Source organism: Methylocystis sp. ATCC 49242, assembly GCF_000188155.2.
GTDB lineage: Bacteria > Pseudomonadota > Alphaproteobacteria > Rhizobiales > Beijerinckiaceae > Methylocystis.
In genome coordinates this window covers 3,684,529-3,705,480 of sequence record NZ_KE124774.1, presented here as the reverse complement: position 1 = coordinate 3,705,480, position 20,952 = coordinate 3,684,529, and the positions used below count along the sequence as shown (strand labels likewise).

The following is a 20,952-nucleotide window of genomic DNA, read 5'->3' as shown; positions in this document are numbered from 1 at the left end:
TTCAGGATGTGCGGCTGGCGTTGCGCTGGAAGAACAGGGCCTGACTTATCGTGGCCTTGACCGTGTCGACCTTGTAGGGTTTGCTGATCAGGAAGGCCGGCTCGGGCCTCTCGCCGGTCAGGAGACGCTCGGGAAAGGCCGTGATGAAAATCACCGGCGCATCGAAGCTTTCGAGCATTTCATTGACGGCGCTGAGGCCTGAACTGCCGTCCGCCAGCTGAATGTCGGCGAGGATGAGGCCCGGCTGCCTGTCCTTTGCAAGCGCAATCGCCTCCTTGTGTGTGCGCGCTATGCCGATCACGTGATGGCCGAGATCGCGAACAATAAACTCGATATCCTGCGCGATGAGCGCTTCATCCTCGATGATCAGAACATCGGTGGCGACGCGCTCCGCAATCTCGCGACCCGCTTCGTCGACCAGCGCCTCGACCTCCGGAACGGAGACCGACAGGATCGCCGCGACTTCTTCTAACGAAAATCCTTCGACGGTGCGCAGCAGAAAGGCCTGTCGGGATCGTGGGGTCAGCAAGCTGATGTTGCGCTGAACGGGGGGCAGTTCGTCGCCGGGCGGCTCCTCGACATTGAGCGCAATCGACGACCAAGACGCCATGAACAGATGGTAAAGTCCGACTTTGGGCGACATTTCCTTCGGAAAGGCGTCGATATCGGCGATGAGCGCCTCCAGCGTCGCGACCACATACGCGTCCCCGCTCTTCTGGGAGCCGCACAAGGCCCGGGCGAAACGCCGCAGGTAGGGAAGATGAGGGGCAATCTCTTTTGAAAGGCTCATATGACGTCCCGCGGTCTTTCAAGAACTCCCGACCCGGCGCGAATCTTATTGTTCGCCGACACAAAAATCCACTGCCCTCGAAAATGGGAACGATTCTCCGCGGCAAGGGTTGCTAATCAGGGGCATTGGCTGGATCCGGATCGTAAACCGCTAAGGTTGCGCTGAAAGGGAATGCGTTCTAGAGGTCGCTGATGAAGGAGAACAATAATCGCCAAACGCCGACCTCGCAGGAGCAGATGGATCCGCGCCGCGCAGAAGCGGATTTGACGATTGAGGAAAAGGCTTTTCTCGAGCCGCACATTCAGGAGGAGCTGGGTCGCGTTTTCCGTTCGTTCTGCGACGATCTGATCCACCAGCCCATTCCGGACAAATTCGTCGTGCTGCTCGCGCAGCTCGAAGCCAAACAGCGCGAAAAGAAATGAAAGACGCGACCTTCGGAGAACAGATGGTCGCGCAAATGCCGTATCTTCGCGCATTTGCGGTCTCTTTGTCCGGCTCCTACAGCGTCGCGGACGACCTCGTTCAGGACACGCTGATCAAGGCATGGTCACACGCCGATTCCTTCGCGCCCGGGACCAACTTCCGCGCCTGGCTGGTGACGATCCTGCGCAACACCTATTTCTCGCAATACCGGAAGCGCGCGCGCGAGGTGCAGGATAGCGACAATGTCCATGCGGAGCAGATTCCGGTCAAGGGCGGGCAGGAGTCCACCGTCACCATGCAGGATGTGCAAAAGGCGCTGAACAAACTTGCCCCCGAGCATCGCGAAATCCTGCTGATGATCGGCATCACCGAACTCTCCTACGAAGAGGCCGCGCAGGTCTGCGGCATCGCGGTCGGCACGGTCAAGAGCCGTCTGAACCGCGCCCGCGCCAAACTCGCCGAACATCTCGGATTGACCGGCTTCAATGAGGTCGCCGACGACCTGCTGACAAGCGCGCCGACCGCGCGCAAGGAGATCAAGACGCCCTGATTCACGATTTTCGGCGCAATTTTGCGCTGCAAAAATCGGTTTAATGGAACTTGTGCGAGGCTTCGCCGGTTGCATCATGAGGTTGTCGCCGCGCGCCGCGCCGGGACGTCGCAGAACGCAGGGCCAGCACTTTGCGGGAGGGGTCGCTTGGGACGGTCAGGCGTGACGAAAATCCGGGGCGCGCTTTCCTGGCCGCTCGCTTCTGTTCTCGCGATCGGAATTGGCGGAGCGGCGGCCGCAGAGGCCGAGAATTGCGTCATGGGACCGGGCGCAGCGGCCATCGCCCTCGCGGGCATGATCTTCGTTCTGCTCTTCACGCTTTATCGTCTCACCGCCTACCGTCGACGAATGCTGTACGCGCACAGTCGTCTCGCGGTTCTGACTCAGGATCTCAAGGCGGGGGAAATCACGAATTGGGTCGAGACGGGGATCGCCGATGTGGATGCGATCGCCGCCACTCTTCAGGATTTCGACAGGCGGCTGCGCGAAAAGCGGTCGAAACTCGCCCGGTTGAACGAGGAGCTCATCAAGCGGGAGCCGATCGCGGGATCGACCGGCTTCAACAATGAGCTTCGCGCCATCATCAATGCGATGCCGGTCGGCGTCCTGATCGCCGAGGCCCCGAGCGGCCGTATTCTCGAAGGCAATCGCGCAATCGAGTCGATCCTTCGACATCCGGTGATCTATTCAGACAACGCCGACGCCTACAGCCAGTGGATCGCGGCGCATGAAAATGGCGCCCCCGTGCAGCCGTCAGAATTTCCGCTCGCTCGCGCGCTGGCGGGGGAGGAGCATCCGACGCTCGAATGTCGGTATCGGCGCGGGGACGGGAGCTGGGGCTGGATCGACATCGTCGGGGCTCCGATCCGCAGCGACCGCAACGAGATTATCGGCGCGATCGCCGCCATCACGGATATCGACGGCATCAAGGCCGCGGAGGAACGCGGCCGAATGATGATTATGGAGCTTCACCATCGCGTCAACAACGCTTTGGCGATGATTCAGGGAATCGCCAATATCACATCTCGCTCCGCGACGAACCTCGATTGCTTCAGAAGCAATTTCTCCAACCGGATCCACTGCCTCAGCCGCATCTCGACGCTGCTCGTCTCGAAGTCGTGGACATGCACGCCGGTGCGGGAGCTCGTCGCAACGGTGTTCGCGTGCGAAAGCGTCGATTACGGCGACCGTATTTCGTTCTCGGGCGAAGACGTCGAACTGCGTTCCGAAGTCGCGCTGGCGCTTGGCATGGCGCTCCACGAACTTCTGTCGAACGCCGTCCGTTATGGCGCGCTTTCGACGGACAAAGGCAAGGTGACGGTCGATTGGCGCGTCGTGGATGGCGAGAAGCGGCATCTCGCGCTGACATGGACGGAGAACGGCGGCCCCAGCGTCGAAGCGCCGGATCGGGTCGGCGTCGGGCAAATCCTGATGAAAAACATTCTCGCGCGCCAGTTCGGCGGGGATGTTGAAATACACTTCGAGACCGAGGGCGTTCGCGCCGACATCACCGCGGAAATCTGAGCGGGCCTACTCGTCCTCCCGCGCCGCCTGCGGGGTCACGCGCAGCGCCGTCACGCGGTTGCGTATCTTGCGCATCACCTCGAAGCGAAAGCCATGATAGGTGAAGACCTGCCCGGCCTCCGGGATCGCGCCCGCTTCGTGAATCACGAGACCAGCGATCGTCGTCGCCTCCTCGTCTGGCAGGCTCCAGGCCATGACGCGATTGAGATCGCGCACCGGCACCGCGCCGTCGACGAGCACCGAGCCATCCGGCTGCGGCCGCACGCCTTGAACGGCGAGATCATGCTCGTCGCGAATGTCGCCGACGATCTCTTCGAGAATGTCCTCGAGCGTCACGAGGCCCATCACCTCACCATATTCGTCGACGACCAGCGCGAAATGCGTCTTGCGTTTGAGAAAGGCCTCGAGCTGATCCTCGAGCGTCGTCGCCTCCGGAACGAACCAGGGCGCATACATCACTTCGTCGATATCGATCTTGGCGGCGTCGCCCCCGGCCGCGTCGAGCGCGCGCAGCAGGTCCTTGGAGTGCAGCACCCCGACGAAATTGTCCGGCCGTTCGCGCCAGAGCGGCATGCGCGTGAAGGGAGAGGAGAGCACTTCGCGCACGATCTGCACGGGGGACAGATCCGCGTCGATCGTGCGCATCTTGGTGCGGTGGATCATGACGTCCGCTACATGCAGCACCTGAAGATCGAGCACGCCGCCGAAAATGTCGCGCGCGGAACGCTCGATATTGCCCTCTTCGTGCAGGATGTCGACCGCGCCTTTCAGCTCCTCGTAGGGCGACAACATCGTGCGGCCGTGGCCGAGCTCGACGCCGGCAAGCCGGAGCACCGACCGCACGATGAATTCCACCGCGCCCAGCACGGGGCCGAAGACCGAGACGAAGGGCATGATGAATTTCGCCACCCGCAGAGACATTTCGTCGGGGTGGTTGATGGCGAGCGTCTTCGGCAAAACCTCCGCGAAGACGAGCAGCAGCGCGGTCATGATGATCGTCGCGTAAACCGCGCCATTTTCGCCGGCGATGACAACCAGCACGCTCGTCGTGAAAGCGGAGCCGCCGATATTGACCAGCGTGCTGCCAAGGAGCAGCGCGGCGATCATGCGATTACGCTGACGAAGCAAACGATTGACGACGCCGGCGCGCTTGTCGCCCTCCTTTTCGAGCGTGTGCATGCGGGCGTGCGACGCCGCGGTGAGCGCCGTCTCCGATCCGGAGAAGAAGGCCGACAGGAAAACGCAAAGCGCCACGATGAGCACGGCGGTCCAGATATCGACCTGCGGCGCTCCGGATTCGATGCCATGCATGAGCGTTATGTCCGCGCGAGTTCGTCTTGCAGGAAACTTCTCACCGATTCGGCATCGACCGACTTTGCGATGAAGGCCTCGCCGACGCCGCGCATGAGGATGAAGGTGAGCGCGCCGCCCTCGACTTTCTTGTCCTGATACATGGCGTCGAGGATCGCCTGGGCGTCGCCGCTCCAGCCGGGAATGTCGGAGATTTTCGTCGGCAGGCCGACGCTCGCGAGATGGCGCTCCACCCGATCCGCGTCCTCCTGCGAGCACAGACCGAGGCGCGCCGAGAAGCGCGCGGCGCAGACCATGCCGATCGCCACACCCTCGCCATGCACGAGACGCTCGCTGTCGTAATGCGCGAGAAGCTCGAAGGCGTGGCCGAATGTGTGGCCCAGATTGAGCAGCGCGCGGTCGCCCTGCTCCGTCTCGTCGCGCGCGACGATCGTCGCCTTGGTTTCGCAGCTCACCGCAACGGCGCAGATCTGCTCGGGACGGCTGTGGAAGACGGCCTCGGCGTCCGCCTCCAGCCATTCGAAGAAGCGCTTGTCGCCGATGAGCCCGTATTTGACGACCTCGGCGTAGCCGGCGCGGAATTCGCGCATCGACAGCGTCCGCAGCACGTCGACATCGGCCAATACGAGCGAGGGCTGATGAAAGGCGCCGATCAGATTCTTGCCATACGGCGAGTTGATCCCGGTCTTGCCGCCGACGGAGGAATCGACCTGCGACAGAAGCGTCGTCGGAATCTGCACGAAGCGCGAACCGCGCCTCACGCTCGCCGCGACATAGCCTGCAAGATCGCCGACGACGCCGCCGCCGAAGGCGACGATGAGATCGCGCCTTTCGATCTTCGCCGCGAGGACCTCGTCGCAGACGCGGCCGAAGGTTGCGAGCGACTTCGATCCCTCGCCGGGCTTCACGACGATCGTCGCGTATCGAACGCCCGACTTCGCGAGGCTCTTCTCCAGCGTCGCAAGATGCAGCCGCGCGACATTTTCATCCGTGATGATCGCGCAAGCCGCGCCAGGCGCGATCCTGACGATGTGCTCGCCGGATTCCTCGAGCAAATTCGCGCCGATGATGATGTCATAGGAACGCCCGCCGAGCGCGACGCGCACGATCTCGCGATGCGTCGCGCCCTGATCGGCATGCGCGCGTTCCGGGTGCAAATGGGTCATGGCCTTGGCGAAATCCTTTTTCTTCGCGGCGCCGCGCGCGACGGCGATCCTGGGCAGTTCGGCGCACAGCGCGTTCATCGTTTCCTCGACCATGACGTCTTGCGGCGCGTCATGCGACTCTACGCGAATGTCGGCGAGTTCATAGATCGGCCGGCGCGCCTCCAGCAGGCGGCGCAGCGTCTCTTCGGGATCGTCTGTGTGCAGCAGCGGACGGTCGTTCTTGCGGCGGACGCGTTTCATCAGCGTCTTGAGATCGGCGTCGAGCCAGAGCGAGACTCCCCGCTCGGCGATGCGCTCGCGCGTGCGGGGGTCCATGAAGGCGCCGCCGCCCGTCGCAAGCACGATCTGGCCGCTGTTCAGGAGGCGCATGATGACCCGCCGTTCGCCGTCGCGGAAATAGCGCTCGCCATATTTTGCGAAAATCTCCGGGATCGACATGCCGGCCGCCGCCGCGACGATCTCGGCGTCGGCGTCCACGAAAGGCAGGCCGACGCGCGCGGCGAGGCGCTGTCCGATGGCGCTTTTCCCCGAGCCCATCATGCCCACGAGAACGATGGCGCGGCCGCCAAGACCGGCAAGGATGGCGGGAACACGCTCGTCCAGGACGCCGGGCGGAGGCGCCGGCGTTGCGCCGATGGGTAGAATCCGTGTCATGGCCCGCAATCTATACTGCGCCTGCGAGAAATTCAGCCCCTCTCGGCAAGGCCGAAGGCCCTCGACAAAAACCCGACCATGAAGGCCGGCAGGCGTGAATCGTCCAGAAACTCTCCGCCGGAAACCATATGGACGTCGGCAAGCTCCGGCCGGTCTTCGGCCGCCAGGAAGCGCCGCGCCCGCGCCGCAAGCGCAGAAGCGGACGCCGGCCAGTCGATGCGCTTCAGACAGGCGACGCGCTGGCGGTCGAAAACGATCGTCCAGCCCGGCGCCGCCACCCCCTCCCCGCCCGGCAGGCCCGTTTCCTCCGCGAGCTCGCGAATCAGGCTGCCGGTCAGATCGACAGCTCCCTCTTCCGTCACGTCGGAAGGGTCGGGCGTGCCGCCCGGGAAATAGAGCTGCCCGGCGCAGGAATGGTCCGCGCCCATTTCCCCCACGAGATAGGCGCCGTCACTGGAGCGCACCGCCGGCATGGAGAAGCAGTTGTAGACGCTTTCGTCGGGCCAGCCGAAATCGCGCCAGGCCAGGAAACGTGAGAACCGCGTCTCGAAGGCGTCGAGCAGCAGGGTTCTTGCGCCTTCCTGCGTCACGAGTTCCGCGCGGCAGGCGAGCAACACCGGGCCGTCGTAGAGTGAGGGGTTCTCGCGCCGGCGCTCGGCCCAATGTCGGTCGATGTCCGCCGCTCGCGCGCGGGCAAATTCCCAGTGATGCGTGACGAGGCGGCAATCGACCCTGTCGACATCGACGATGCGCAAGGCTTCGGTCACAGGCGCAGCGCTCCCTCGCCGACGCGCACGACCTGGCCGCCGATGGCGACGCCGGCGAGAGCGCCATTTTCGACCGTCATGCGCAAGGTGATGCGCGAGGGCCGGCCCATGGCGTAGCCCTGTTCGATGAACAGTTCGTGCTCTCCGTCGTCGGGCCGCTCGAATTCATGGGCGACGCCCGCGAAGGCGGCCGCGGCCGAGCCTGTCGCGGGGTCCTCGTCGATGCCCAGACCATGGGCGTACATGCGCGCATGGATCGCGCTGGCGGAGTCGACGGTATCATGCGTATAGAGGAAGGCGCCGATCGCCTCGCCCACGGCGTCCGCGAATGTCGGCCCCCGGCGCGCCCGGTCGAGCGCCTCGCGGGACTGGAGGGGAACGAAGAGGAAAGGGGCGCCGGCCGAATAGATCGTCGGGACATGCGCCCCGAAGCCGATCTCTCCCGGCGTCAGCGACAGGGCGGCGGCGAGAGCTTCGCGCGCCGGGCTCTCCCCGATTTTTCGCGGCGCGGCCGGCAGCGCCGTTTGCGCATAGGTCACGCCGTTGCGCCCGCGCAGCGCCTCGCAGCGCAATGCGCCGATTTCCTCCTCCAGAACGATGACGACGTCGCTTCGCGCGAGAATGTCGCCCGCCCGCGTCTCCGCGAGCAGCGCCGCCGCGCCGATCGTGGGATGGCCGGCGAAGGGCAGTTCCTTTTGCGGCGTGAAGATGCGCGCGCGGGCGCTGTTCACAGGATCTTGCGGCGACTGGAGAAACACCGTCTCGCTGAGGTTGAATTCACGGGCGATGGCCTGCATTTCGGTCGCCGTCAGCCCATCGGCGCCCTCGACGACGGCAAGCGGGTTGCCGCAAAAGCGACGGTCCGTGAAGACGTCGAGCAGGTGATAGGGGAGCTTGCGGGCCACGGGGTCGGGTCAGTCCTGCATCTGCAGGAGCGCGACGCTGTCGCGAAATTCGACGATCTCGACGATCAGGCCCTTCCGGAAGCGCGCGAAATCGGCAAGCTCGACCAGCCCGAGCCGGCCAGTGCCGCGATGCCGCCATTCCACCGTGCGTCGAACCGCCGCGCAGTCGCCGTCGACGACCACCTCCGGCATGGCGTGGCCGAGCTGCTCGAATTCGACGCCGATCGTGCGGATGATATTGGCGAGCGCCTCCATGCCGCGGTGCCGGCCGGCGTAGGAAATGCTCGCCCTGTCGCCGACGAATTCGCAGACGACGTCCGGCGCGCAGAATTCCCGGAACAGCGCGACGCTCGGTCCCCGTTCGGAGAAATTGCCCAATTCGATCATCCGCCGCGCGATCTCGTCGCGATCCAGTCCCGGGTCGCCCGGCGCCAGCATCTCCTCGAAATTCGGGATCAGGACATCCGGCGCGCGCGACGCGCAGTGATGATCGACGAATTCGCTCATCTGCGCGACGAGGCCGTTTCTCCAGCGCAGGAAATGCGCCATGTCCATCCGGAAAATCTGGCCGGTCGCGCGATGACGCCACTTGCCGAGCCAGCGCACGGCCGTGCGATCGCCCTCGACGAGCACGGAGAGGATTTCCGCATCGAGAGGTTCATAATCGATGTCGGTGCGACGCAGATTTTCGCGCAGCGCGTCGCGGCCGCGCCATTGGCCGGCCGGAAAGAGCCCCAGCTTGGTGCAATTGTAGGTGAGTTCGACGTTTTCGACGAAAAGCCTGACCATCGACGCGACGTCGCCGGCCATGCGCAAACGAATGATCTCATGGACGCGCCGACGCAATTCGGCTGCGGCGTTCTGGCCGCGACGCCCGCCCGGTCCGTGCATATAAAACTCTCGCCCGAAACGGGCGGCTCCCCCTCGTCGTCGGCGCCCCTCGCGCAGACGACGCCCCCGGACCCAGAGTCCGGAGGCGATTCTCGATTATTTTCAGCTATTATGCGTCAATTGCGGTCTTTGTCGACAAGCTTGTTCTTGCCGATCCAGGGCATCATGGCGCGCAGGCGCGCGCCGACTTCCTCGATCGGATGCGCATTGTTGCGCGCGCGCGTCGCCTTGAAGGAGGTCTGATTGACCTTGTTCTCGAGCATCCAGTCGCGGGTGAACTTGCCGGACTGGATGTCCTCGAGCACGCGCTTCATCTCGGCCTTGGTTTCCGGCGTGATGATGCGCGGGCCGGTGACATATTCGCCATATTCGGCCGTGTTCGACACTGAATAGTTCATGTTGGCGATGCCGCCTTCATAGATCAGGTCGACGATCAGCTTCACCTCGTGCAGGCACTCGAAATAGGCCATCTCCGGCGCATAGCCGGCTTCGACCAGCGTCTCGAAGCCATTGCGGATCAGCTCGACGAGGCCGCCGCAAAGCACGACCTGCTCGCCGAAGAGATCGGTCTCGCACTCCTCACGGAAGGTGGTCTCGATGATGCCCGCGCGGCCGCCGCCGATGGCAGAAGCGTAGGACAGAGCGATCTGCTTGGCGTTGCCGGAGGCGTCCTGATGCACAGCGACGAGGCACGGAACGCCGCCGCCCTTGAGATATTCGCCGCGCACCGTGTGGCCGGGGCCCTTGGGGGCGACCATCATCACATCGAGATCCTTGCGCGGCTCGATCAGGCTGAAATGGATGTTGAGGCCGTGAGCGAAGAGCAGCGCCGCGCCCTGCTTCAGATTCGGGGCGAGTTCGTTGGCGTAGATGTCGCCCTGCAGTTCGTCGGGCGTCAGCATCATCACGACGTCGGCCCATTTGGCCGCTTCCGGAACCGTCATCACCTTGAGGCCCGCGCCCTCGGCCTTGGCGGCGGAGGCGGAGCCCGGGCGCAGCGCCACGGCCACGTCGGAGACGCCGCTCTCCTTGAGGTTGAGGGCGTGGGCGAAGCCCTGGCTGCCGTAGCCGATGATGGCGACCTTCTTGCCCTTGATCAGATTGATGTCGGCGTCCCGATCGTAATAAACGCGCATTTCCTGTCGTTCCCTGATTGTCTGGTTTTTTGGCGGATGACGGGACCGCCGGCGTGACGTCATAAATTTGGCGCGCCCCTTCTACGCGTGGCGGCCGCCAAGGTCAAAGGCCGCCGGATGCGGCGGCCTTTGCGCAGAGCCAGAAAGATCAGTATTTCGCGACGACTGGCGCCGGCCCCGCGCCGCCGAAGCGCCAGTTGAGGCCGATGCGCGTCACATGCGTCGCGAAGCGGCCGGTAGAGAAGGCGCCCGCGAAGGGCGCGGGAGCGATCCCGGCTGCAGGGCCGCTCACGCCCGCAAAGCTCACATAGAGGTAATCGGCCCTGAGCGACAAATTGGGCGCGAGCGCATATTCCGTCCCCGAGCCCACCGTCCAGCCAACCTGCGAGCGTGCGCCGGCGCCGGTGAAGAGCGCCCCGGCCGCCTGCGTCCCCGAGGCGGTGATCTCGCCATAGGCCACGCCGCCCGTGACATAGCTCAGCGAATAGCCGCGCGCGAGGCCGAGCCGTGCGCGCGTGGTGCCGAACCATGTCATGGCGTTGGGCGTGTCGGTGAAGACATAGCCGTTCGGCCCGCCCACGGTCGTCGCCTGATGCCACGCCTGGACACCGCTCCACTGCGCGTCGGTCTCGACGCCCACGACAAACCGATCGGCGAACTGATAGGCGTATCCGGCCTGTCCGCCGGCGACCGCGCCGCCGGTGCGGTTGGAGACGCTGGTCGAGAAGGCGAGGCCCGGCTGCGCGAAGCCGGTGACGCCGTCCACGACGCCGCCGCCATAGCCGCCATTCACGCCGACGTAAAAACCCGTCCAATCGAGCTCCGGCTTCTGGAACAGAATGTCGAACAGGCTACCCTGCGGCATGGACGGCGCGAGATCGCCGAGGCCCCCAAAACGGTAATTCATGCCGCCGCGGACCATGTGCGCCTCGACGAGACCGGTCGAGAAAGAGCCGACGAGCGGAGGAAGCGGCGGCGGAGTCAGACCGACGGCCGGCCCGGAGACTCCCGGCAATTGCAGATAGAGATATTCGGCCCGGGCCGACAGGCGGGGCGAGAGAGCGAAGTCGAGGCCGGCGCCCGCCGCCCAGCCGACATTGGTCTCGCGCGCGCCGCCGACGCTGACGAGGCCCGCCGCGAGCGCCTGCGCGCCGCGCGCCTCCACCTGGCCATAGGCGACGCCGCCCGTGAGATAGGGAAGCATCCGGCCAAAGGAGTAACCGACGCGGCCGCGCGTCGTGCCGAACCAGTCGAGACTGTGGCTCGTGTCGGCATTGGTGAGTAGCAGGGGATTGGAGGCGATGGTCGTCGCCTGATGGGACGACCGGATATCGCTCCATTGCATGTCGGTCTCGACGCCGAGCACGACGCCGTTTTCGAACTGGTAGTCGTAGCCGATCTGGCCGCCGACGAACCAGCCGCTCGCCTGATCAAAGGTCCGCGTCGCCGTCCCGCCGAGCCCCGGAGCGGCGAGCGCCACGCGCGCTTCGGACACCGCGCCGCCGAAGCCGCGGTTGAAGCCCAGATGAAAGCCCGTCCAGGAAAAGACCGGCGGCGGCGCCGGGGGCGGGCTCTTTTGCGCGGGAAGGTCGGCCGCCTGCGCGGAAAGAGCGATCGTCGGGAGAGCCGCGAACGACAGGAAAAGCTTCTTCAACATCCGGGACGCTCCTTGGCCGGGCCGCTTCGGCTTCGACCGGCCGCCTTCCATCAAAGAAGGACGACGGCAAAGAAAGCGTCAACGCACACGAGCGGGGCGAGCGCAGCCTACGCCCTTTTTGCGTGCGCCTGTGTCATTTGAGCAACTAAAACGGCTATTGTTTACAGTCAGATCGGGTCCGGTCCGCGCGAAATCGCGGCGACGCCCGTCCGCGAGACCTCGACGAGGCCGATGGGGCGCATCAGATCGACGAATTCGTCGATCTTCTCGGGTTTGCCGGTCAGCTCGAAGATGAAGCTCTCCGTCGTTGCGTCGACGACGCGCGCGCGGAAGGCTTCGGCAAGCTGAAGCGCGTCGTTACGATTGTCCCCGCGGCCGCGCACCTTCACCATGGCGAGCTCGCGCTCGAGCGAGCGCTTGGACGCAGTGAGGTCCGTCACCTGTTTCACCGGCACGAGACGCTCGAGCTGATGGTGGATCTGGTCGATCGTCTCCGGCGCGCCGGACGTCACTATGGTGATGCGCGAATGGTGCTCCGCATGCGCCACCTCGGCGACGGTGAGGCTCTCGATATTGTAGCCGCGGCCCGAGAACAGGCCGACGACGCGCGCGAGGACGCCCGGCTCATTGTCGACGAGAACCGAAAGCGTATGCGACTCGATCTTCGCGTTCGGCGTGGCCGCCGAATAGGGAGAAGGCGGGGAGGCTGGAGCGTTCATTTCAATCCTTGAAGCAGGTCGACGACGGGCGGAAGCGAAGCTGCAGCGCCTGCCGCTTCGCTTCAAGCCTTAAACGAGCATCTTGCCCTTCTCGTCGATGATGGCGCCGATGTCGACGCCCGCGTCGTCCGAAAGGTCGGCAAGCAGCATGTCGTTATGCGCCTTGCCCGAGGGGATCATCGGGAAGCAGTTCTCGACCTTGTCGACGACGCAATCGAAGAGCACCGGCCCGTCGTAATCGATCATCTCCTGGATCGCCGCGTCGAGATCCTTCGGATCGGAGCAGCGGATTCCCTTCGCCCCGAAAGCTTCCGCAAGCTTCACGAAATCGGGCAGCGCCTCGGAATAGCTGTGGGAATAGCGTCCGCCATGCAGCAGCTCCTGCCACTGGCGCACCATGCCCATGTATTCGTTGTTGAGGATGAAGACCTTGACCGGCAGGCGGAACTGGATCGCGGTCGAAAGCTCCTGAATGCACATCAGGATCGACGCCTCGCCCGCAATGTCGATGACGAGCGAGTTGGGATGCGCGAGCTGCGCGCCGATCGCCGCCGGCAGGCCATAGCCCATGGTGCCGAGGCCGCCGGAGGTCATCCAGCGGTTGGGCTCGTCGAAATGATAATGCTGCGCGGCCCACATCTGGTGCTGGCCGACTTCGGTCGTGACATAGGGGTCGCGATCCTTCGTCAGCGCATAAAGGCGCTGCACGGCGTATTGCGGCTTGATCGTGGTGTCGGAGTTTCGGAAGGCGAGCGACTTCTTCGCGCGCCATTCGTCAATCTGCGCCCACCAGTGATCCAGCGGCTGCTTGTCTGCGTGCATCGCCTCCGCGCGCCAGGTGCGCACCAGCGCCTCCAGCACATGGCCGCAATCGCCGACGATGGCGAGATCGACCTTGACGTTCTTGTTGATCGAGGAACGATCGATGTCGATATGGATCTTCTTCGAGCCCGGCGAGAAGGCGTCGAGGCGCCCCGTGATGCGGTCGTCGAAACGCGCGCCGACCGCGATCATCAGGTCGCAGTCGTGCATCGCATTATTGGCCTCGTAGGTGCCGTGCATGCCGAGCATGCCGAGCCAGTTGGCGCCCGAGGCCGGATAGGCGCCGAGCCCCATCAGCGTCGAGGTGATAGGGAAGCCCGTCAGGCTCACCAGTTCGCGCAGCAGCGTCGAGGCCGCCGGGCCGGAATTGATGACGCCGCCGCCCGTATAGAAGATCGGGCGTTTTGCCGCCGCCATCATCCGCACGGCCGCGCGGATCGACTCCATGTCGGCGTCGAGCCGCGGCTGATAGGTCTTGTGCGCCGCGCCGCGCGGGGGCGCATAGACCCCGCGCGCGAACTGCACGTCCTTCGGAATGTCGATCACGACCGGGCCGGGGCGGCCGGACGAGGCCACATAGAACGCCTCGTGCAGCACGCGCGGCAGGTCACTGATGCTCTTCACCAGATAATTGTGCTTGGTGCAGTGGCGGGTGATGCCGACCGTGTCGCATTCCTGGAAGGCGTCGGAGCCGATGAGATGCGTGGGCACCTGCCCGGTGATGCAGACGAGCGGGATCGAATCCATCAGCGCGTCGGTGAGGCCGGTGACGGTGTTGGTGGCGCCGGGGCCGGAGGTCACCAGCAGCACGCCCACCTTGCCCGACGAGCGCGCATAGCCTTCGGCCGCATGGGCGGCGCCCTGCTCGTGGCGCACGAGAATGTGCTGCACCTTCTCCTGATGGAAAAGGACATCATAGATCGGAAGGACGGCGCCGCCGGGATAGCCGAAAATAATTTCCACGCCCTGATCCTTCAGGGCCTCGACCACCATCTCGGCGCCGGTCATTTCCTTCGACATTTTTCCGTTCCGTTTGCTCTTCGTGCGGCGGGCAACAAAAAAGGCCCACACGGGGCCTTGGGTCAAGCGCCATCGGCGGACAGCGGGCGCTAGCCCCGCTCCGTCTCCGGCGCTCTGCGTACTACGAGAAGACCGCGCATTCTGCGTCCCGCTTTTTTCGGATGCGTCGACGTTAAGGGACGCGCGGCGGAGAATCAAGCGGCGATTACGCTTCTCCAGCGAAGGGAGGGCGACGGCTCCCGCGCGCGGACAGGGCGCGGGTCACGCGCCGTCGGCGCCGGCGTCAAGGATCCAGTTCCTCCCGCAAAAGGAGACGTAAAGGCGCTCCTGCCCCAGCGCCTGCCCGAGTTCGGACGCGAGTTCGTTCAGCATCGCCTCTATGTCGGCGTCCGGCAGATGGCCGAGATAGGCGTGCACGGCTTCGCCGTCGAAGATCGCCACCGGCTCGCGGTCGGAGCCCGCCGTCCCGTCCTCTTTCGGCCAGGCGTAGGTCACCTCGCCGCGCGTAAACATGCCCGAGAGCGCCGGAAGCCCCTGCTCCACCCGCCTGCGCATCCAGGCGCGAGCGGTGCGCACCGCTTCCGAAACGTCATAGACCCGCCCCTCCGGGTCCCAGCCCTCCCGCAGCCCGACGGTGATGCGGAAATCGCGGCGGGGGCCGAGCGAGTTGGGGACGATGCGGTAAGCCGTTTCGCTCATGGCGCCCCTATTCGAGGATTGCGGCGAGCTTCGCTAACGCCTCGGCGACGATGTCGTCGGGGGCGCTTTCCAGTTTTTTGGCGCGCCGCGCGGAAAGGTCCAGTGCGCGGGGCTGATCGCATCGGATGACGCCGGTGGTTTGCGTGCCGACGCCCGTGAGCGAAACAGCAAAGCCGGCCGTCCGGGCGAAAGCGCCGCCGCCCGCGATCGGTAAAACGATCGGGGTTTTCGTCAGCCGGTTGAAAGCGCTCGCGGAAACGATTAGCACGGGCCGCGCGCCCTTCTGCTCATGGCCCGAGGTCGGATCGAGCGAGACGAGATAGATGTCGCCGCGGTCCATTCAGATCAGCTCGCCGCCCTGCGGCTTGTCGTCGAGCCAGACGCGGTCTTCTTCGGACGGCTCCGCCGCGGCGTCGCATTGTGCGAGAAGTTCCTCGAGCTTGTAGCGGGGCTTCGTCGTGGGGGCGATAACGAGCTTGCCGTCCTCGACGGAGACGCCGACCGTCGCGCCGGCCTTTAGATCGAGAAGGTCGAGGATTGCGGGCGGGACGGCGAGCATGACGGAGCCGCCGACTTTGTGGAGAGAGGTTGTGTGCATGGCGACTTCCTTATAGATTATATTTTAGTATAATCTGGAATCCTGACTTTTGCAATGTTGTCTGCCGGGCATTCACGGGGCGTGGGAGTTTTGCCCAGAGGAAAGCTATTCCGCCAAAGAAATACGACGCCTCACGCAACACGCGTGGCGGGCCTCCGCCTGCCGCTCACAGAGGCGCTGATCGAAGCCCGCCTGCGAGTTCCTCGATCAAGAGCCACAAGAAAGAAGGCACGCTGATGGAAATTGCGTTTCCTCCGCCGCAGGTGCTGGCGGCGGAGTGGAGTGGCAGGAGCACGCCATAGGCGTTATTTCACTAAATTACCTATAGTTTTGCCTACCAGCTCAACAAACCCCGTTATATCTGCCGTTTCTGCTTCAGAAATTGACGTCTTTACGTTCGTAATTGGCTGCATATCCGACTCGTGCACAATTGCATTTCGTCGACTCACGATTAATTTAAGCTTAGTACGAACCGCGTCTGGGTCATGGCCCATAGCATTAGCGATCTTCGTCCATTTGTGCTTTTCATCCCAAATTAGAGAAAGACCCTCCCCTATTTTGTCCGGATCTTGAAACGACAAATAACTCAACTTTCTAGCAATCTCCTGCTCAAATAGAACCTCCTTCGGTGGCGTCGTTGCACCGACCAACGAAGAGTGAAATTTTATTGTGATAGTTTCCGAGTGAAATCGAGCTGTGATTGGTCGTTTCCCGAGATAGGCCTCAAGCATTCCAATTCGTATTAAATCGTGCATCAGCTTGTCGAATGCACTAACGGTATAGACAATCTGAAACCTAAGCAGGTCATCAAAAGAAATCGGTGCTTTTACGTTTTCCGAAAGAAAAGCATGCAGGCCTGACAACCCACGAGCGTCCGTGATGCTATTTTCAAAAACCTTAACCGCGCTATGCATGGCTCATATATTTAGTTATATTAGCACAAATTTCCTCAAATTGTTCGTAGAACTTATTTCTCTTGATAATGAATTCAGATAGAACTTTTCCAGTTTCATTTATTTCATCGTCGGAAAGCTCAAAGACAGGAACGCCAACATTGTGGGACTTCGGGAGTAGCCCCTGGAAATCAGGGATCTCCCCAAGACAATACTCTGCCGATTTCAACTGACCATATTCTGCATCCGCAAGGGTCATCCCTTCGCGCATAATTGCCGGGACAAACTGCTCTGCGACCTGAGCCTTAATTTCAAGTATGTTATCGCGATACGGGCGGGCAGCCTTACCGTTACGAATATTGAATCGTTGAATTAACGTTCCTATGAATTTAGGTGTTTCCCCGGACAACGGATACGCGGCATCTGCGAACAAAGAGATAGCGTCACGCTTCCACCGCATCCAACGAGGTATAACGTTCTTAAGAGTCCCGAGCGCCATTATCGAGAAAGGATCAGGATTTGTCGGGATCAGGAAAGCATTCGATATTAGGAATAAATTTTGATTAATAGCGCTCAGGCTCGGATTTAAATCAATTATAGTATAATCGATGTTATAATGCGCTTCTGTAAGGCGCAGCAATTCAGCGAATGCGCCCGGCAAATTCTGCAACGTAGCGATAGCATTATTAGAGGTCTGCGCCAGGGTAAGCGCAGCGTCATATTCAGACAGATTGGCATGCCCAGCCAGTAAATATAATGTAGGTGCTCTCGATGGGCTTGAGCATGTCACAGCAGCGATTGGGGTGGGCTTGCCCTCAAAGGCTGCAGCGACTCCGTCCTTGATATTTTGTTTTTTAGTCTCATCCTCCAAATAATATTTTTCGAATTCATCAGACAAAATCAAACTTGTCAAATTACATTGAGGGTCAGCGTCAACAAGAAGCACTCGGCTTCCTTTCTTAGACAGCATCCAGCCTATGTTATAGGCAGTTGTAGTCTTGCTGACACCGCCCTTGTGATTAAAAATCACCAACCTTTTTGACATTTTAGAACCCTAAGACAGTTAAATACCATTGCGCATCACAGAGATACGGTGATTACACCAACCGACTCTGCGCCTTCGCCGCCGCAATAAAGCTCGCAAAGAGCGGGTGCGGTTCAAATGGCCGCGACTTCAGCTCGGGGTGATATTGCACGCCGATGAACCAGGGGTGGTCGGGGATTTCGACCGTCTCGGGCAGCAGGCCGTCGGGGGACGTGCCCGCAAACAGCAGCCCCTTTTCCTCCAGTCGCTCGCGATAGGCGAAATTCACCTCGTAGCGATGGCGGTGGCGCTCGGATATTTCCGTCGCGCCGTAAATCTGCGCGATACGCGAGCCGGGCTTGAGCAGCGCCGGATAGGCGCCGAGGCGCATGGTGCCGCCTAAACCCTCGCCGACGCCGCGCTTTTCGAGCTCGTTGCCCTTGAGCCATTCGGTCATCAGGCCCACGACCGGCTCCTCGCAGGGGCCGAATTCGGTGGAGTTGGCCTTTTCGATGCCCGCCAGCGCCCGCGCCGCCTCGATCACCGCCATCTGCATGCCGAAGCAGATGCCGAAATAGGGCACGCCCCGCTCGCGCGCGAATCGGGCCGCGAGAATCTTGCCCTCCGCGCCGCGCTGGCCGAAGCCGCCCGGCACCATGATGCCGTGCACATGCTCCAGATGCGCGGCCGGATCGGCGCTTTCGAATATCTCCGATTCGATCCAGTCGAGATTGACCTTCACGCGATTGGCGAGGCCGCCATGGGCGAGCGCCTCTATGAGGCTCTTATAGGCGTCCTTCATCTCGGTGTATTTGCCCACCACCGCGATGGTGACCTCGCCCTCGGGATTCATGATCCGCTGCGTGACCGCGTTCCAGCGGCTCATGTCGGGCTTGGGCGCCGGCTCGATGCCGAAGGCCGCGAGCACCTGCGCGTCCAGCCCCGCCGCATGATAGGCGCGCGGCACGTCGTAGATGTTGGCCGCGTCGCGCGCCTCGATGACCGCCTGCTCGCGCACGTTGCAGAACAGGCCGAGCTTGCGGCGCTCCTCGCGCGGTATCTCGCGATCGGTGCGGCAGAGCAGAATGTCCGGCTGGATGCCGATGGAGCGCAGCTCCTTCACCGAATGCTGCGTCGGCTTGGTCTTGAGCTCGCCCGCGCTGGGGATGAAGGGCAGCAGCGTGAGATGGATATAGATGCAGTGATGCGGCGGCAGATCGTTCTTGAGCTGGCGGATCGCCTCGAAGAAGGGCAGGCCCTCGATGTCGCCCACCGTGCCGCCGATCTCGATCAGCGCGAAATCGACGTTCTCATTGCCTTCCAGCACGAACTCCTTGATGGCGTTGGTGACGTGCGGAATGACCTGGATCGTCGCGCCGAGATAATCGCCGCGCCGCTCCTTGTTGATGATGTCCTGATAGATGCGGCCGGTCGTGACATTGTCCTGCCGCGACGCCGGGCGGCCGGTGAAGCGCTCGTAATGGCCGAGATCGAGATCCGTCTCGGCGCCGTCGTCGGTGACGAAGACTTCGCCGTGCTGATAGGGGCTCATCGTCCCCGGATCGATGTTGAGATAGGGATCGAGCTTGCGAAGCCGGACCGTGTAGCCGCGCGCCTGCAGGAGCGCGCCGAGAACCGCCGACGCGAGACCCTTGCCAAGTGAGGAGACCACGCCGCCGGTGATGAAGATGTAGCGCGCCATGGGGCTTAACGCCTAACGCCTTTCGCTGGATTTGGGTAGCACATAATTGGGCCGGGGAAGGGTTCTTCCCCAGCCGATTTCTTTTTCGAGGGAGCTGAGAAGCCCGCGCTTACTGCGTGGGCGACTTCCAGATCGTCGGCGCGGCCGGCTTCGTCTCGGCAGGCTTGACCTCCGGCGCAGGCGCCGCCGGGGCGACGGGGGCCGCCTCGGTCTTCGGGGCCTCGGCCTTGGGGGCGTCGACTGCCGGAGCCTCTGATTTCGGGGCCTCGCCTGCGGGCGCTTCGGTCTTCGGGGATTCCCACTTCGGCGCTTCAGACTTCGGAGCTTCGGTCTTGGGCGCCTCTACCTTCGGGGCCTCGGCCGGAGCGGCGGCCTCGGGCGCCTTCGGGGGCTCCTGCGACGGACGCAGGGCCGGCTTTTCGGCGGCAGGCGCGGCCGGAGCCGGAGCGGCGGGGGGCGCCGGGGCCGGCTCGGCGGGCGCAGTCTGCTGGCGCTTCTGCTGTGCGCGCTGCAGCTGCTCGAAGATGCTGTCCTTGCCGGCTTCCGGAACGGGCGCGGCTTCGCCGGGCTTGGCGCCCTTGTCTTCCGGCTTGAGCTCCTTGAACTTGATCGAGTCCTGATCGATCGCCTTGGTCCAGTCGTCGCCGCCGGCGGCGCGACGCTCCCAGGCCGGCAGGACCGTCAGCGCGATGCTCGTGATGAAGAAGATCGTCGCGAGGATGCCGGTCGCGCGGGTCAGCGCATTGGCCTGGCCGCGGCCGGTGAAGACGCCGCTTCCGCCCATGCCGAGCGCGCCGCCCTCGGACTTTTGATAAAGGACGAGAATGACGAGCGCCGTCACCACCATCAGGTGGATCGCGATGATGACCTGCTGCATTTTAACCCTTCTCCCTGCGGAGCCGACCGCAAGACGCGGCGCTCGACGCCATATTCCGCCGCGCTTCTACACCAACAGGCGGGCGCGAGCAAAGCCCGCCGGGACATGACGAGGGCAAAAAAAAATCGCGGACCGGGCGGCCCGCGATCTCTTCCGGCCGATTCGCCCGGCTCAATACATGTTGCCGTCCTGGCCCTTCCACTTGCTGCCTTCCTGGTCGAAGCGGGTCTCGTCCTTGAATTCGATGACCTTGCCCGGTTCGATATACTGCTTTTCCTTCACCATCTTGTTCTGGATCGTAGTGGAGAAATAGGTGCTGGCGGAGCAGCCTTCCTTCACCTTGCCGGCGTCGTCCGGCTTGCATTCGAGATTCGCGCCCTTCGGGAACTTCACGCTGGCGGTGAAATAGAATTCATAGCCGGCGTGGCCGGCGCCCTCGACGTCGAGCGGCCAGAAGCGCGTGATGTCGAACTTCTCGATCACAGCGTCCTTGTCGAATTTCGTCTTCACGAGATTTTCGAAGACCTTGCGGGCGTCCTCCGGCTTGGGCTCGCAGTTGATGAGGCAGAACGCCTTGGCGGGAACGGTTGCGGCCAGCGCGCCGGCGAGCGCCAGCCCCGCGATCTTCAAGCTTTTCATCTGTTGCGTCTCCCTGGTTCCGCCCAAACGGCTGTCGCGGCGACGCTGCTCGTTCATTGGCGCGTCGAACCCCGAAGCCGTGGTTCCTTGACCTATTTCAAGCTGCACGCCTTCACTCGCGCCGGCAAGGGCGCCCGCGCGCGCGAATTGTCGCACAGCGCCGCCTCGCCGCGCGGTGTTGCGTC

General features: G+C 63.1%; 21 protein-coding genes. 3 read left to right on the top strand and 18 right to left on the bottom strand.

The window, feature by feature from the left end; all coding sequences use genetic code 11:
* Position 1: 1 nt before the first annotated feature.
* Positions 2-790: a response regulator gene (locus tag MET49242_RS20265; protein WP_036285673.1), complete on the bottom strand. Its 789-nt coding sequence runs from the start codon at positions 788-790 to the stop codon at positions 2-4.
* A gap of 191 nt (positions 791-981) precedes the next feature.
* Between MET49242_RS20265 and MET49242_RS20260 the strand changes: the two genes are divergently transcribed.
* From MET49242_RS20260 to MET49242_RS20250, 3 genes are all read left to right on the top strand, one after another.
* A complete protein-coding gene (locus tag MET49242_RS20260; protein ID WP_036285672.1) occupies positions 982-1,212 on the top strand; it encodes a NepR family anti-sigma factor in 231 nt (76 codons plus the stop codon).
* Positions 1,209-1,763 carry a sigma-70 family RNA polymerase sigma factor gene (locus MET49242_RS20255; RefSeq protein WP_036285671.1) on the top strand — a complete coding sequence of 185 codons (555 nt, stop codon included), beginning with the start codon at positions 1,209-1,211 and terminating at the stop codon, positions 1,761-1,763. Before MET49242_RS20260 ends, MET49242_RS20255 begins: the two co-directional genes overlap by 4 nt.
* A gap of 162 nt (positions 1,764-1,925) precedes the next feature.
* Positions 1,926-3,287 carry an HWE histidine kinase domain-containing protein gene (locus tag MET49242_RS20250; RefSeq protein ID WP_051134351.1) on the top strand — a complete coding sequence of 454 codons (1,362 nt, stop codon included), beginning with the start codon at positions 1,926-1,928 and terminating at the stop codon, positions 3,285-3,287.
* A gap of 6 nt (positions 3,288-3,293) precedes the next feature.
* On the opposite strand, the gene MET49242_RS20245 is transcribed toward MET49242_RS20250, so the two are convergent.
* The 17 genes from MET49242_RS20245 to MET49242_RS20165 all read right to left on the bottom strand — a co-directional run bounded on the left by MET49242_RS20245 (position 3,294) and on the right by MET49242_RS20165 (position 20,767).
* Complete coding sequence (locus tag MET49242_RS20245; RefSeq protein ID WP_036285670.1) at positions 3,294-4,598, bottom strand: HlyC/CorC family transporter; 1,305 nt, start codon at positions 4,596-4,598, stop codon at positions 3,294-3,296.
* Between the two features lie 5 nt (positions 4,599-4,603).
* Positions 4,604-6,418, bottom strand: coding sequence for a 3-dehydroquinate synthase (aroB, locus tag MET49242_RS24520; protein ID WP_084679241.1), 1,815 nt, complete (start codon positions 6,416-6,418; stop codon positions 4,604-4,606).
* A 32-nt stretch (positions 6,419-6,450) separates the two neighbouring features.
* Positions 6,451-7,185 carry an NUDIX hydrolase gene (locus tag MET49242_RS20235; RefSeq protein ID WP_036285669.1) on the bottom strand — a complete coding sequence of 245 codons (735 nt, stop codon included), beginning with the start codon at positions 7,183-7,185 and terminating at the stop codon, positions 6,451-6,453.
* On the bottom strand, positions 7,182-8,090 hold the full coding sequence (locus MET49242_RS20230) for a PhzF family phenazine biosynthesis protein (RefSeq protein WP_036285668.1): 909 nt from the start codon (positions 8,088-8,090) through the stop codon (positions 7,182-7,184). Before MET49242_RS20230 ends, MET49242_RS20235 begins: the two co-directional genes overlap by 4 nt.
* Positions 8,091-8,099: 9 nt before the next feature.
* Positions 8,100-8,981: a nuclear transport factor 2 family protein gene (locus MET49242_RS20225; protein ID WP_051134350.1), complete on the bottom strand. Its 882-nt coding sequence runs from the start codon at positions 8,979-8,981 to the stop codon at positions 8,100-8,102.
* 116 nt (positions 8,982-9,097) lie between these two features.
* Positions 9,098-10,117: a ketol-acid reductoisomerase gene (gene ilvC / locus MET49242_RS20220; RefSeq protein ID WP_036285667.1), complete on the bottom strand. Its 1,020-nt coding sequence runs from the start codon at positions 10,115-10,117 to the stop codon at positions 9,098-9,100.
* Between the two features lie 148 nt (positions 10,118-10,265).
* Positions 10,266-11,774, bottom strand: coding sequence for an outer membrane protein (locus tag MET49242_RS20215; protein WP_158497342.1), 1,509 nt, complete (start codon positions 11,772-11,774; stop codon positions 10,266-10,268).
* Between the two features lie 167 nt (positions 11,775-11,941).
* Positions 11,942-12,493, bottom strand: a complete 552-nt coding sequence (gene ilvN / locus MET49242_RS20210) for an acetolactate synthase small subunit (RefSeq protein ID WP_036285664.1) — start codon at positions 12,491-12,493, stop codon at positions 11,942-11,944.
* A gap of 69 nt (positions 12,494-12,562) precedes the next feature.
* Positions 12,563-14,335 (bottom strand): acetolactate synthase 3 large subunit, encoded by a 1,773-nt coding sequence (locus MET49242_RS20205; RefSeq protein WP_036285662.1) that lies wholly within the window; start codon positions 14,333-14,335, stop codon positions 12,563-12,565.
* 261 nt (positions 14,336-14,596) lie between these two features.
* A complete protein-coding gene (locus MET49242_RS20200; protein ID WP_036285660.1) occupies positions 14,597-15,034 on the bottom strand; it encodes a hypothetical protein in 438 nt (145 codons plus the stop codon).
* A gap of 7 nt (positions 15,035-15,041) precedes the next feature.
* The gene (locus MET49242_RS20195) at positions 15,042-15,374 is read right to left on the bottom strand and encodes a type II toxin-antitoxin system PemK/MazF family toxin (protein WP_036285659.1); all 333 of its coding nucleotides are present in this window, start codon (positions 15,372-15,374) and stop codon (positions 15,042-15,044) included.
* Entirely contained in the window at positions 15,375-15,632 is a 258-nt protein-coding gene (locus tag MET49242_RS20190; protein ID WP_036285657.1) for an AbrB/MazE/SpoVT family DNA-binding domain-containing protein, read from the bottom strand.
* Between the two features lie 305 nt (positions 15,633-15,937).
* Positions 15,938-16,546, bottom strand: a complete 609-nt coding sequence (locus MET49242_RS20185; protein ID WP_036285654.1) for a HEPN domain-containing protein — start codon at positions 16,544-16,546, stop codon at positions 15,938-15,940.
* The gene (locus MET49242_RS20180; protein WP_202804174.1) at positions 16,539-17,555 is read right to left on the bottom strand and encodes a ParA family protein; all 1,017 of its coding nucleotides are present in this window, start codon (positions 17,553-17,555) and stop codon (positions 16,539-16,541) included. The genes MET49242_RS20185 and MET49242_RS20180 overlap by 8 nt, the downstream gene beginning before the upstream one ends.
* Before the next feature lie 67 nt (positions 17,556-17,622).
* Complete coding sequence (locus MET49242_RS20175; RefSeq protein WP_036285650.1) at positions 17,623-19,251, bottom strand: CTP synthase; 1,629 nt, start codon at positions 19,249-19,251, stop codon at positions 17,623-17,625.
* A 109-nt stretch (positions 19,252-19,360) separates the two neighbouring features.
* Entirely contained in the window at positions 19,361-20,128 is a 768-nt protein-coding gene (gene secG, locus MET49242_RS20170; RefSeq protein ID WP_036285648.1) for a preprotein translocase subunit SecG, read from the bottom strand.
* A gap of 171 nt (positions 20,129-20,299) precedes the next feature.
* A complete protein-coding gene (locus MET49242_RS20165; RefSeq protein ID WP_036285646.1) occupies positions 20,300-20,767 on the bottom strand; it encodes a hypothetical protein in 468 nt (155 codons plus the stop codon).
* Positions 20,768-20,952: the final 185 nt, after the last annotated feature.